The sequence below is a fragment of the Vibrio sp. QJM3NY_15 genome (assembly GCF_057785995.1).
On record NZ_CM173517.1, the window covers coordinates 2,650,245 to 2,662,968 of the forward strand.

General features: G+C 44.6%; 14 protein-coding genes. 4 read left to right on the plus strand and 10 right to left on the minus strand.

Annotation, left to right across the window (positions count from 1 at the left end; translation table 11 throughout):
- Positions 1–22: 22 nt before the first annotated feature.
- The gene (locus AC3CKG_RS11740) at positions 23–313 is read right to left on the minus strand and encodes a YcgL domain-containing protein (RefSeq protein ID WP_017110315.1); all 291 of its coding nucleotides are present in this window, start codon (positions 311–313) and stop codon (positions 23–25) included.
- Between the two features lie 222 nt (positions 314–535).
- Here AC3CKG_RS11740 and minC point away from each other — a divergent pair, with 222 nt between their 5' ends.
- Genes minC through minE form a run of 3 tightly spaced genes read left to right on the plus strand, consistent with a single transcriptional unit; the run spans position 536 to position 2,302 of the window.
- Positions 536–1,198: a septum site-determining protein MinC gene (gene minC, locus AC3CKG_RS11745; protein ID WP_004734174.1), complete on the plus strand. Its 663-nt coding sequence runs from the start codon at positions 536–538 to the stop codon at positions 1,196–1,198.
- A 21-nt stretch (positions 1,199–1,219) separates the two neighbouring features.
- On the plus strand, positions 1,220–2,032 hold the full coding sequence (gene minD, locus AC3CKG_RS11750; protein ID WP_009848498.1) for a septum site-determining protein MinD: 813 nt from the start codon (positions 1,220–1,222) through the stop codon (positions 2,030–2,032).
- 6 nt (positions 2,033–2,038) lie between these two features.
- Positions 2,039–2,302, plus strand: a complete 264-nt coding sequence (gene minE, locus AC3CKG_RS11755) for a cell division topological specificity factor MinE (protein WP_010436847.1) — start codon at positions 2,039–2,041, stop codon at positions 2,300–2,302.
- Positions 2,303–2,415: 113 nt separating this feature from the next.
- Here minE and rnd read toward each other — a convergent pair whose 3' ends face one another.
- From rnd to AC3CKG_RS11795, 8 genes are all read right to left on the minus strand, one after another.
- Positions 2,416–3,534: a ribonuclease D gene (gene rnd / locus AC3CKG_RS11760; protein WP_032500282.1), complete on the minus strand. Its 1,119-nt coding sequence runs from the start codon at positions 3,532–3,534 to the stop codon at positions 2,416–2,418.
- 142 nt (positions 3,535–3,676) lie between these two features.
- Entirely contained in the window at positions 3,677–5,371 is a 1,695-nt protein-coding gene (fadD, locus tag AC3CKG_RS11765; RefSeq protein WP_004734190.1) for a long-chain-fatty-acid--CoA ligase FadD, read from the minus strand.
- A 106-nt stretch (positions 5,372–5,477) separates the two neighbouring features.
- Positions 5,478–6,419, minus strand: a complete 942-nt coding sequence (locus AC3CKG_RS11770; RefSeq protein WP_488528390.1) for an alpha/beta hydrolase — start codon at positions 6,417–6,419, stop codon at positions 5,478–5,480.
- Positions 6,420–6,472: 53 nt separating this feature from the next.
- Positions 6,473–7,033: a Slp family lipoprotein gene (locus AC3CKG_RS11775; protein ID WP_017074521.1), complete on the minus strand. Its 561-nt coding sequence runs from the start codon at positions 7,031–7,033 to the stop codon at positions 6,473–6,475.
- 39 nt (positions 7,034–7,072) lie between these two features.
- A complete protein-coding gene (locus tag AC3CKG_RS11780; RefSeq protein ID WP_017074520.1) occupies positions 7,073–7,378 on the minus strand; it encodes a hypothetical protein in 306 nt (101 codons plus the stop codon).
- 91 nt (positions 7,379–7,469) lie between these two features.
- Positions 7,470–8,171: a tRNA (adenosine(37)-N6)-threonylcarbamoyltransferase complex dimerization subunit type 1 TsaB gene (tsaB, locus tag AC3CKG_RS11785; RefSeq protein WP_017074519.1), complete on the minus strand. Its 702-nt coding sequence runs from the start codon at positions 8,169–8,171 to the stop codon at positions 7,470–7,472.
- A gap of 59 nt (positions 8,172–8,230) precedes the next feature.
- Positions 8,231–10,159, minus strand: coding sequence for a DNA repair helicase YoaA (yoaA, locus tag AC3CKG_RS11790; RefSeq protein WP_488528391.1), 1,929 nt, complete (start codon positions 10,157–10,159; stop codon positions 8,231–8,233).
- 160 nt (positions 10,160–10,319) lie between these two features.
- Complete coding sequence (locus AC3CKG_RS11795) at positions 10,320–10,520, minus strand: hypothetical protein (protein WP_488528392.1); 201 nt, start codon at positions 10,518–10,520, stop codon at positions 10,320–10,322.
- 263 nt (positions 10,521–10,783) lie between these two features.
- Here AC3CKG_RS11795 and purU point away from each other — a divergent pair, with 263 nt between their 5' ends.
- On the plus strand, positions 10,784–11,617 hold the full coding sequence (gene purU / locus AC3CKG_RS11800; protein ID WP_029223462.1) for a formyltetrahydrofolate deformylase: 834 nt from the start codon (positions 10,784–10,786) through the stop codon (positions 11,615–11,617).
- A 255-nt stretch (positions 11,618–11,872) separates the two neighbouring features.
- Here purU and AC3CKG_RS11805 read toward each other — a convergent pair whose 3' ends face one another.
- Positions 11,873–12,469 (minus strand): VOC family protein, encoded by a 597-nt coding sequence (locus AC3CKG_RS11805; RefSeq protein ID WP_102384730.1) that lies wholly within the window; start codon positions 12,467–12,469, stop codon positions 11,873–11,875.
- Positions 12,470–12,724: the final 255 nt, after the last annotated feature.

The window sequence follows — 12,724 nt, forward strand, 5'->3', positions numbered from 1 at the left end:
TCCTCCTTGAATTAGGTGGCTATCACTCTTCGTCTTGAACATTCTGCTGAGCTTTACGCTCTTTATGCAGTTCAAGTTCGTTAACCGGTGGAGGCGGAACCTGCAAAAAGAAACCATCGTTTTTTAGTGACTCTTTCACTTTTTCGATGCTGACTTGGGCAAGCGTGCGGCCTTCCATTTTAATTACCATTACAAAGCTAGGTTTACCAAACATTTGCATCAGTGCGTCAGGGACTTGTGAGAAATCATCCTTTTTTGGGATATAGAGGTATGTTCCTTCTTTTTTTGAGCTTTTATATATAGAACACAGCATGACAAACCTTTTTTAAATGTTTATGGCTACAAAACTCTCACTTGTGAGTTCAATAGTTTATGTTGATGAAATATTGGGGACAAAACGTTTATTTGACAACAAGATTACTTGCTGTGCTTGGTTTGGGAATATAACATGATAAACCTAGTTTCAGGCAATGCCCTTTATCTTTAAGATGAAAGAAATTGTACCTATCCGCAATTGAGGTCCTGTAGTTTTTCGATGTCTAGTAACCCAGATCTAAAAGGTAGCAGTTTCACGCTATCTGTTTTGCACTTATCCGATGATCAAGTCGAAAATGCAGTGTCTTTTCTTCAAGAGAAGGTAGACCAAGCACCCACTTTTTTTGCGGCTGCACCTGTTGTTATCAATATCAGCAAAGTCGCTGGCGATATTGATTTCGTACAGCTAAAAAATGGTATATCTCAAGCGGGCATGATCCCGGTTGGTGTGGCAGGTTGTTCAGATAAGCGCATGCAAAACTTAGCCAGAGATGCAGGTTTTGCCGTTATGACAGCGAGCAAGTCTCCCTCTCAAGCGCCGGCAAAAATGGCTCCGATAAAAGTGGTGAGAACCCCGATTCGTTCGGGTCAACAAGTGTATGCCAAAGACGGTGATTTGCTGATTCTTAGCCACGTAAGTGCAGGTGCAGAAGTGATTGCCGATGGCAGCATCCACATTCATGGCACGCTACGCGGTCGTGCAATTGCAGGTGCAAGTGGTCAAACTGAAGCAAAAATAATTTGTAATGATTTACAAGCCGAGCTGGTTTCCATTGCAGGAAATTACTGGCTCAGCGATCAAATTGATAGCGAGTACTGGCAAAAGAAAACCATGTTCAGTATGGCAAACGATGTATTACACGTTGATGTCCTCGCAATATAAGAGAAATAAAAGGAAAAAAGAATGGCACGCATTATCGTTGTAACGTCAGGTAAAGGCGGGGTGGGCAAAACGACCTCCAGTGCAGCTATTGCCTCTGGCTTAGCTCTGAAAGGGAAGAAAACAGCGGTTATCGATTTTGATATCGGTCTGCGTAACCTAGATTTAATCATGGGTTGTGAGCGTCGTGTTGTGTACGACTTCGTTAACGTGATCAATGGTGAAGCGACGCTGAACCAAGCAATGATCAAAGACAAGCGCACAGAGAACCTGTTCATTCTTCCTGCTTCTCAAACTCGTGATAAAGACGCATTGACGAAAGATGGCGTTCGTCGTGTATTTGATGAACTGGATGAAATGGGCTTTGATTTCATCATCTGTGATTCTCCTGCAGGTATCGAGCAAGGTGCTCTAATGGCGCTTTACTTTGCTGATGAAGCGATTGTAACCACCAACCCTGAAGTCTCTTCTGTACGCGATTCAGACCGTATTCTTGGTATTCTTGATTCTAAGTCTCGTCGTTCAGAAGACGGATTAGAGCCAGTGAAAACACACCTTCTATTGACTCGCTACAACCCAGCACGTGTAACTCAAGGTGAGATGCTCAGTGTTGAAGACGTTGAAGAAATCCTGCACATCTCTCTACTGGGTGTGATTCCAGAGAGCCAAGCAGTACTGAACGCGTCAAACAAAGGTGTTCCAGTTATCTTTGACGAAGCAACCGACGCGGGTATGGCTTACAATGATACTGTAGAGCGACTACTGGGTAGCCAAGTGGACTTCCGTTTCTTAACGGAACAGAAGAAAGGCATCTTCAAAAGACTGTTCGGGGGCTAATACGCAATGTCATTACTAGAGTTTTTCAGACCACAAAAAAAGACAACCGCAAACCTAGCCAAAGAGCGTTTGCAGATCATTGTTGCTGAGCGACGCAGCCATGACGACCCTGCACCATCATACTTACCGCAACTGAAAGAAGACATCTTGAAGTGTATTGCGAAGTATGTGGAAGTCGATCCATCAATGGTTGATCTGACTTTCGAACACAAAGATGACGACATCTCCGTATTAGAGCTGAACGTTAAGCTTCCAGAAGAAGATCGATAACTAGAGCCTGAGCTGTGCTTATCAATATTCAATAAAAAAGAGAGCCTAGGCTCTCTTTTTTGTGTCTGAAACTTTTATCTCTAAAGCATTCGTTGCTTACTACAGAACTAAAGTTACTTGATTGCTTTATTTAACTTCTCGCCTACTACGTCTAGACGCCAACCTTGCATCACATCAGGTAGCTTCTCTGGGTTACGATCGTACTTCCAAATCCAGCTTAACACTTGGTTAAGTTGCTTCTTCGACGCCAAAAACTCAGTCGCTAAACCACTGTGTTGCGATGCTGTTTTCACTTCATCTTTCAACACCTTGAAGAGTTGCTTGTAACCTGGGTAGTCCATTAGACGTTCTACTGGCGCTGGGTACTCTTCTTCTGGCGTATGCTCAGCCAACTTCACGATTGAGCTGATCTTCGCACCATGGCGACGTACAGAACGGTAATCAAAACCTTCCTGCTCCATATGCTTAGGATCTTTCATCGCGAATCGAGCTACGGCCCATAGGTCTTGTTCTTTAAAGACAAAGTTCAGCGCTAAATCACGCTTAATCGCTTCTTTTAAACGCCAAGTTGCTAGCGGTCTTAAAATAGCGAGTTGCTGAGGTTTTAGCTGCCACGCGCCTTTAATATCAAGGTAAGCGTTGTCTGGGTTTGCTTTACGAATGCGCTTAGCTACTTGTAAATCAGACTCTTGCTGCGCCGCTTCCCACCAGCCAGCTTCCATCACTTTTTCTAGAAGCTTGTTGTACATTGGCATCAAGTAGTGAACGTCTGCTGCTGCGTAGTCGAGTTGCTTTTGAGAAAGAGGACGCGCTAGCCAGTCGGTGCGAGATTCACTCTTATCTAGGTCAACACCTACAAACTCAGAAACTAGAGCTGCAAAGCCAGTTGAAAGACCATGACCTAAGAAGGCTGCCATGATCTGCGTATCAACCATTGGCGTTGGCGTACAACCAAATGCATTCTGGAACACTTCTAGATCTTCGCCACACGCATGTAGTACTTTCAGTACTGACGTGTCTTTCAATAGCCCAACAAACGGTGTCATTTCATCAAGAGCAATAGGATCAATCAGTGACAGCGTTTCACCATCAAATAACTGAATTAAGCCTAATTGAGGGTAATAGGTTCTTGTACGAACGAACTCTGTATCAAGCATAACAACATCGGCTTCACGTGCTTGTTGGCAAACTCGCTCAAGGTCTTTCACTTGGGTAATGATTTGATAATCCACAAAAACTCTCACTGATTTTACTTTGATCGCCGGATACAAAAATGCCGACATGAACTGTCGGCATTCTAACACCATTTTTCAGCGCTCGCTTAGATTAAGCGCCTGAATGGTTTCGGGGGCTAATTTCTCGCAAACCCGAGCATTACTCGCTTGCGCGTTTGGCAAGCTCTGCGTCGTTTTCTTCACGAAGCACTCGGCGCAAGATTTTACCTACATTGGTTTTTGGTAGTTCTTCACGGAACTCAATCAATTTAGGGATCTTGTAGCCTGTTAGGTGTTCACGGCAGTGCGCGATAATGTCTTCTTTGGTTAGGCTAGGGTCACGTTTCACAACGTAAATCTTAACCAACTCACCTGACACTTCATGAGGTTGACCGATAGCCGCAACTTCTAACACTTTGCCATGCAGAGCCACTACATCTTCAATCTCGTTCGGGTAAACGTTGAAGCCAGACACAAGAATCATGTCTTTCTTACGGTCAACGATGTACAACAAGCCTTCGTCATCAAACTTAACGATATCACCAGTCGATAACCAACCGTCTTGGTCAATCACTTCTTTGGTCGCTTCTGGACGTTGCCAGTAGCCTTGCATCACTTGAGGACCACGAACCTGCAATTCACCCACTTGGTCATTGCCAACCACTTTACCTTCATCATCAACAATACGAACTTCTGTTGATGGTACTGGTAGACCGATTGCACCCGTGTAGTCTTTCAGATCGTATGGGTTACCCGTTACCAGAGGAGCACACTCGGTTAAACCATAGCCTTCAAGTAGATGGACACCTGTCGCTTTCTTCCATTGCTCAGCAACAGCGCGTTGAACCGCCATACCGCCGCCAACAGATAAACGCATGTTACTGAAGTCCAATTCGTGGAAATCTTCGTTATTCACTAACGCATTGAACAAGGTGTTTACGCCAGTAATCGCGGTAAACGGAACCTTTTGCAGCTCTTTAATAAAGCCAGGAATGTCACGCGGGTTGGTGATCAGAAGGTTACGACCGCCCATTTCAACAAACAGTAAGCAGTTCACAGTCAGTGCGAACACGTGGTAAAGCGGCAGTGCCGTTACCACCAATTCACGGCCTTCCTGCAGTACCGGGCTATATGCCCCTTTCGCTTGAAGTACGTTCGCAATCATATTGCGGTGCGTTAGGATTGCGCCCTTCGCTACGCCCGTTGTACCACCTGTGTACTGTAGGAATGCGATGTCATCGCCAGCCATAAATGGCTTCACATACTGTAGGCGACGGCCTTTATGCAGCGCTTTTCTGAATGAGATAGCACCCGGCAGATCGTACTTAGGCACCATGCCTTTTACGTATTTCACTACGAAGTCGACAATCGTACCTTTCGCTCGTGGCAGCATTTGCCCCAAGCTGGTTAGCACAACGTGTTTAACCGGAGTTTTATCAACGACTTTCTCTAGTGTGCTCGCAAAGTTAGAAACGATAACAATCGCCTTTGCGCCAGAGTCATTCAATTGGTGTTCAAGTTCACGAGGCGTGTACAGTGGGTTGACGTTCACTGCAATCATACCTGCACGCAGTACACCAAAGAGTGCAATTGGGTATTGCAGCAAGTTTGGCATCATAAGCGCGACACGATCGCCTTTCTTCAGTTTTAGATCATTCTGCAGGTAAGCAGCAAAAGCACGACTGCGCTCTTCAAGCTTACGGAATGTCATGATAGACCCCATGTTCTCGAATGCCGGTTGGTCTGCGTACTTCTGTACTGACTGTTCGAACATTTCAATAAGAGATGGGTACTGATCTGGGTTGATCGTCTCTGGTACGTCACTTGGATAACGTGAAAGCCAAGGTTTGTCCACTATGTTACTCCTCGTTTATCAGCTGACGACTGCTTCGCCGCTTTTTATCATTGCGGTATTACAGCACAGCTTTAGTGCATGAGCACTAAAAGGCTCAAACACTTGTTTAAATTTTGTTAACTACACCAAGAATTAGCTCTGAAACTAGCTCTGGGCTCTCTAAATGGCAATGATGTCCGCCAGGAACAGTCTCTATATTCAGAGAACTATGGGCTGATTTGTAGCGATTATGCTGCAAATGTCGGAATCCATCATTTCCTAAAACTATTAATTGAGGGCATTCAATAGCCGCCATGATCGCTTCAGCATGCGCTTGTGACATTCGATATAACGAGTCACATTTTAGGTTAGGGTCGCATCGCCATTGCCAAGAGTTATCGAACTCGGCAATACCCTGATCTAAAGTCGCTTGGTCAAAAGCAACGTGATCTACTGTCGCTTGCTCAAAAGCAGCTTGATCAATAGTACCTAGCTCAACGATTCCTCGTTCAACAATAGGAGCAATAAGTTCTGCTTTGATTTGATTGGCGTGAGCTCTCAGCTTAATAGCATCCTCAAGGCTTGCCAGAGGACGTGAAGGCTTTCTTCGCTGTCGAAGACGACTGAGTACCCCATCCCTCAAGCGAGAGACTGTTTCGTGGGGAGCTTCAGAAAGAGGTCCGTGACCTTCAATTTGGATTAATCCTGACACCTTTTCAGGAAAGGCGGCACTATAGCAACTTGCGATCAATGCACCAAGTGAATGTCCTACTAGTACCAGTCTGTTTGGCGATAATTTAGTCACCAACTGATGCAAATCGTCGATATAGTCATGAAACGGGTAGTAACTGCCCGACTTATGCGATGAAAACCCATGGCCAAAGAGATCAATAGCAACCAGATGAGAATTTGGTGAAAGTACTTCTAGATTCGATATAACAGAAGAAAAACTCGCTGAGTTATCTAACCACCCATGAATAAAAACGACCGTCGTAGCGGTCGTTTCGGGGTTACCAATCTGTTGTGTTGCAAGCGTCCCGCTCGCAAGAGAATATGACTTTTCAATCATTGATAGTTTGTTATTCCTGTCTTGATGTATCCATTAATCCTAAACGATGCTAACTATTCGACATCTTTAATTACGCGCCCTTGTCTTGGCATCGTTTGAAAACTACGACAATGTAAGCTGCGACATGAGTAGTAAGTAGGAGCAAAGTCGTTCACAACTACTCTTTCTGTGATTTGCCACAAGCGTTGGTTATAAACATTCATTACCGGAAAAGTATAAGGATAATCACCAATAGTGCCATCTTCTGTGCCATTCGATGTGCCCACCAAAGTGACTAAACGACCTTCAGCAAAACTCAATGGCTCAACATAACCATCAATGTAAGCGACAAAGCGCCCTTTGGGTTCGGCATCAATATCTGGCTTACCGCTGCTTGAGATCGGCATGTTAACTACTTCAACACGAGTCTTATCTTGTAAGTTTGTCACCTTGGCAATCACACCACCTAAGCGAACATCACCAGCGTCTGGCACTGTGTTTACCCACTCTTGGTAGTCTGTCACGACTTGTTCAGAGTTTGCATTAAGTTCTTCAGGCAAAGAGGAGCAGCCCATCACCATCGAAGAGAAAGCGACAAGAAAAAATAAGCGAGATTTAGAAATGAGAGAAAACATAATGCTGGTCCTTAGAACAGGATAAATAAAAGCACAAAGCTAGATATAAATATCGACCCCAATAAGCTTCGCAAGTTCCTCTTTTTTAGCTTGATTCATCACATCCATATACTCTTCCATCGCACGGCGTCCACGCCCTTCTGGAAGATCATATTGAACCTGAGCTTTGTGAATCTCAGATTCTTTGACTTGGCGAATGGAATGCGAGACAGCATTCGCGACCTTAGTTGGCTGACCAACTGAGGTTTTTGCATCGCCTTTTTTTACCTCGTTCTTTTTATTGGTTCGATTGGTTTTGGATGTATTGCCTATCGAAGAAGGAGGTAAGCCGTTTATTGAAACCATGCTTAAGGAATTTTGTACCTAATCTTAATAATTTTGTATCTGTTTTAATTTTGGCTCTGCAAAGTGAATGCAGAGCCAAAATAATACGTATTTACTCACGACCTGGCAGTTTCTTCCACGTCACTTTGTCACGTAGGTAAACTGGCTCAGATTCTTCAGCTGCAACCGCTTTGCCTTCTGCGTAAGCGAATTGAGCAAGGAACGCCATATCTTGAGCTTCTGGGAACAGAACCTCACACGCTTTAGTGTTGATCGCTAGTGTATCCATGTGCTCTGCGTACGCTTCCCAACCGGTGCCTACTTTTGCCCATGTCTCAGAATCCACTTCAAGCTGCGCAGCCAATTCGCTTGGAGGTGTGACACATTCAGCATCAACTGCAGTCCAACGACCGTCTTGTTCACGGCTGTAACGAGCCCAGTACACTTCACTCATGCGAGCATCAATCGCTGTTGCTACGTGAGTTTCACCAAATTTACGGTAGCTGCCCTGCGCCATCGCTGCCAGTGTAGACACACCGATCATCGGTAAATCAGCACCGAAAGCCAAGCCTTGAGCAATACCAATACCGATACGTACACCCGTGAAACTGCCTGGGCCTTGGCCAAACGCGATTGCGTCAATATCGGTTAAAGCGATGTTCGCTTCTTTCAGTACTTCATCAACCATAGGTAGAATTTTTTTCGTATGGTCTCGAGGAGCCTCTTCGCTACGTGCGAACACCTGGTCACCCATTACTAGTGCAACTGAACAGTTTTCAGTTGCGGTATCTACTGCAAGAATTTTCGCGCTCATTCGTGTCTCAAATATTCGTTATCTAATCTAAAAATAATGGCTAAACTCAACAATGCCAATTACTCAGCAGCGGTTGAATGGTCTTTAGCTAAGAATTCTTTAATGATCCCTAAGTCACGGGTACGTGGGATAGGCGGTAAACTCGCCAAAAATACACCACCGTAATCACGGGTCACCAATCGGTTATCGCAAATAATCAAAGCGCCATTATCACGCTTATCACGTATTAATCGGCCAACACCTTGTTTCAAGGTAATCACTGCGTCTGGTAACTGCACTTGTGCAAAAGGATCACCCCCTTTTAGCTTACAGTCCTCGATTCGAGCCTTAAGTAACGGGTCGTCTGGGGCGGTAAAGGGCAATTTATCGATGATAACACAGCTTAATGCGTCGCCCCTAACATCGATCCCCTCCCAGAATGCCCCCGTGGCCACCAGCAATGCGTTACCTAATTCCATGAATTCCGCTAAGGTTTTTTGCTTACTGGTCTCACCTTGCAATAGAACGGGTACAGTAAGCGTTTCACGGAATCGCTCGCCCAACTCTTTCATCATGCTGTGTGAGGTACACAAAAAGAAACAACGACCTTGGTTTTGCTCAATCACAGGAGCCAGCATCCTGACTAATTTGTCAGCCAAACCTGGACTATTGGGCTCCGGAAGATAACGAGGCACACACAAGCGCGCCTGATTCGGATAATCAAATGGGCTCGGCAGTGAAAACTGTGCCGACGGCTTTAATCCAAGTCGAGAGGTGAAGTGGTCGAAGTCATCCGACACCGCTAGTGTTGCTGAAGTAAACACCCAAGCACCCGGCTTAAGCTCGATTTGTTCGTGGAATTTATCGGCAACTGAAAGAGGCGTGATGTGCAAAGCAAATTGTCGTGGCGTTGTGTCATACCAATAGGAATAACCGGTAATCGACACATCACACACGCGTTCGATACGCGACTTAATCATGGTTGCACGTTCGAAAGCCGTGTCTAACAACTGGCTTCGACCCAATGCTAATTTCAATACATCGACGGCCAGTTGCAACGCATCTTGTAAACGAACCAACTCTCTCGCGATCGACTCTGACTTCAACGCTTCACGCCAGTTACCGCGAAATCCTGTGTCGCCGAGCACAATACGTAGGTCAGCAGCTGATTGAATTAGCCTCTCGCCAACCTTTTGCAACTGACGCATGTCTTTGGCTTCAGTGCGGTAAGCAATTTCAATGTCTTTAGCTAGTTCTTGGATTTGTCGGCTTGATACTGATTGTCCGAAATACTGGCTGGCGATATCAGGAAGTTGATGCGCTTCATCGAAGATAAACACATCGGCTTCAGGTATCAGCTCACCAAACCCGGTTTCTTTAATCGCTAAATCAGCTAAGAACAAGTGGTGGTTTACTACGACAACATCCGAATCCATTGCTTTTTTACGCGCTTTCAGCACAAAGCAATCGGTGTAGCTTGGGCATTCTTTACCTAAGCAGTTGTCGTTAGTTGAGGTAATGGTTGGGATAACTGGGCTATCTTCAGCAATATCATCGCAATCGCCTAAGTCACCAGTTTGAGTCGCCGACGACCAACTGCGTACTTTGACTAACTGAGCCAGCAGTGTTGGATCGGTATGAGTACCATGACTTTCGATCATCTGGCGGCTCAAGCGGTCTAAACACAAATAGTTTGAACGACCTTTCAGCAGGGCAACCTGACCATAAAAGCCAAGTGCATCGACCATCAATGGTAAGTCACGATGAAACAACTGCTCTTGAAGGTTTTTAGAACCCGTACTGATAATAGTTTTCTTGCCACTTAGCAGCGCTGGCACGAGGTAAGCAAACGTCTTGCCGGTACCTGTCCCCGCCTCAACAACCAGTTGGCTTTGTTTCTCAATGGCTTGTGAGACCGCTTCAGCCATATCCAGCTGAGCTTGTCGTGGTTGAAACCCAGGGATCGCTTTACCCAGAGCACCATCAGCAGAAAACGTTTTAGATATCATAGAGTACGTGTTTTAGAAAAATAGAAGGCGAATTATGGCAGGTTTAGTGAGCCGGTGCGAATCAGAAATGACTGCGCACCGGAGGTGTCTATCGAATAGAACATGGCAGGCTAAGTCCTGCTTATCAACCTAGCCCAAAACAAATGAAAGGGTTGTTTAACTACTTACGATTCAAATAACGAGATAACCAAGGCGCACCAGTAAAGTCGGTATCACTTGATTGCATGGCTTTAGCAGCATCAGTCGGAGAAGCCTTGCTTTCCCACATTTCATCAAGAACGTTGCCGTCCATCTGAGCATCACCAACTAATGAATTTACACGCTTACAATATAACTTTTTCGCTAGTAACTCTTTATCCATAAATGATCACCTATGTATGGCTGAAATGTTGGCTCGCTCTAGTGGGACTTGACCGAGAATATCGGTTAAAACCGTCAGAAAGCTAACCTCTACCTGAATTTATTAAGCCTCTCAATTTATTAATCCCCTAAATGAACGGTAGATTTTGTTGAAACCAAATTGATAATAGATTAATTATAACGGTGATATTGCGGCTCAGTTCACCGTTCGACGGCCTGCATTAAATTTGAAGAATAAAAACATTTCATGGAAGTAAGATGCAAATGGAAAGAAAAACTTTATTAACACATTGTACTGACGCCCCTGGCCTCATCTCAAAGATCACCAACATTTGTTACAAGCACCAACTCAATATTATTCACAACAATGAGTTCGTTGATAATACTAGTGGCCACTTCTTTATGCGTACCGAGCTAGAGGGTTACTTCAATGACGAAACCTTACTCGCCGATTTAGACCAAGCCCTGCCAGAAAACACAAAACGTAAGCTGGTTGATTCATCTCGTAAGCGTGTTGTGATTCTGGTAACTAAAGAAGCACACTGCCTTGGCGATATTCTGATGAAGAACTTCGATGGCAGCTTAGATGTAGAAATTGCCGCTGTTGTTGGCAACTACGATACTCTGCAAAGCTTGACCGAGCGTTTTGATATTCCTTATCATCATGTTTCTCACGAAGGTTTAAACCGTGAAGAACATGAGAAGAAGATGCTTGAAGTGATTGACCAGTACGAGGCGGACTATTTGGTTCTTGCTAAATACATGCGAGTGCTGACTCCGGGCTTTGTTGAGAAGTACAACCACAAGATCATCAACATTCACCACAGCTTCTTGCCCGCCTTTATTGGTGCTAAACCATACCAGCAAGCGTATGAGCGCGGCGTTAAAATCATTGGTGCAACGGCGCACTTCGTGACAAACGATCTCGATGAAGGCCCAATCATCAAGCAAGATGTTATCCCAGTGGATCACAACTTCAGCGCAAAAGACATGGCTCAAGCGGGTCGTGACGTAGAGAAAAACGTATTGAGTAAGGCTCTAAACAAAGTGATCAACGATCATGTGTTTGTTTACGGCAACAAGACTGTAATTCTGTAAGTCGGGGATTCGATTTACAGTAAGACTTTCAGTTAGAACTCAATAAAAAACGCGCAACAGGCTTAACCCATTGCGCGTTTTTTTGTATCTGGTTATTAGACTAGCTTTTAGAGATTCCCAACTACGCTCCTTCGTCGCTATCGGGAATGACGAATTTGGCCATGAATCTTCTAACTGTAGACTCTGACAAACACCCCGTCATTCCGACGAGTCTAGGCGAGATCAGGAATCTATCCCAGCAATTCTCTACTCAAATTAAGCTTGTTCAGACTCTACAATCTTCTTCAAAGAGTGTGGATGCAGCTTGATGCAAATCCCTTGATGCTTAAAAGCTACCGTTGGATTATTCAAACGCTCACCCTCACCTTTCGGGCTAGAGAGTTTGATCTTAACACCTTGCTCAGCCAAGGTTTCAAACTTAGCGGCAAACTGTGGGTAAGTTTCTTTAAGATCCGCTAGATATTCATCGGCAGTCTGTGCGTGAGAAGGGATCACAAACTCTACATGCTCCCAGTCTTGAGACGGGTAAATTTTACCTTCTGCAGGGTACGGAAGCTCTAAGCATTCAATCTTCCAACCAAGACTTTGCAATGGTTCATCGAAAGCCAACACAACAATTGGACGACCGTTAATCATCGCTTCTGAAATCGTCGAGCCGTATTCAGACCATGCTTGATGTGCTGATTTCGCAAGCTCAGTTTCGTTGATTCTTAATGCAATATGATCCGCTTGAGCAAAGCTTAAATCTAAACCCAATGTATTTCCTAGGTTCTCAATTTTCGCCATAAACGTATCAAGGCGCGCAATCATTTGTTGTGGTTCTAGTTGGGCTTGCTTCAGGCTCATCGTCATTGTCTTTGTTCTCCAAATAATGGCTGCATGGTATCAGTTTTACTTTCAGCAACAAGCGTTGCTTTTACAAAAAAACGTTCAAAAAGTACGGTGTCTTACTTTCCTAAATAGACAAACCTGGCTTGGTCAAAGTCGATTGTCAAAAACCCCTCAGGAAATGTTAATTTTCTATCAATTCGACCTATAAGAAACCCCACAAAATTGGTATGATTAACGCCATTTTTGTGAACTTAAACAGAGTCTGTTGTTCATTTC

Coding starts and splice junctions, on each gene's coding strand:
- AC3CKG_RS11740 (WP_017110315.1), bottom strand. CDS start 313: ATGCTGTGTTCTATATATAAAAGCTCAAAAAAAGAAGGAACATACCTC.
- minC (WP_004734174.1), top strand. CDS start 536: ATGTCTAGTAACCCAGATCTAAAAGGTAGCAGTTTCACGCTATCTGTT.
- minD (WP_009848498.1), top strand. CDS start 1,220: ATGGCACGCATTATCGTTGTAACGTCAGGTAAAGGCGGGGTGGGCAAA.
- minE (WP_010436847.1), top strand. CDS start 2,039: ATGTCATTACTAGAGTTTTTCAGACCACAAAAAAAGACAACCGCAAAC.
- AC3CKG_RS11770 (WP_488528390.1), bottom strand. CDS start 6,419: ATGATTGAAAAGTCATATTCTCTTGCGAGCGGGACGCTTGCAACACAA.
- AC3CKG_RS11775 (WP_017074521.1), bottom strand. CDS start 7,033: ATGTTTTCTCTCATTTCTAAATCTCGCTTATTTTTTCTTGTCGCTTTC.
- AC3CKG_RS11780 (WP_017074520.1), bottom strand. CDS start 7,378: ATGGTTTCAATAAACGGCTTACCTCCTTCTTCGATAGGCAATACATCC.
- tsaB (WP_017074519.1), bottom strand. CDS start 8,171: ATGAGCGCGAAAATTCTTGCAGTAGATACCGCAACTGAAAACTGTTCA.
- yoaA (WP_488528391.1), bottom strand. CDS start 10,159: ATGATATCTAAAACGTTTTCTGCTGATGGTGCTCTGGGTAAAGCGATC.
- AC3CKG_RS11795 (WP_488528392.1), bottom strand. CDS start 10,520: ATGGATAAAGAGTTACTAGCGAAAAAGTTATATTGTAAGCGTGTAAAT.
- purU (WP_029223462.1), top strand. CDS start 10,784: ATGGAAAGAAAAACTTTATTAACACATTGTACTGACGCCCCTGGCCTC.
- AC3CKG_RS11805 (WP_102384730.1), bottom strand. CDS start 12,469: ATGACGATGAGCCTGAAGCAAGCCCAACTAGAACCACAACAAATGATT.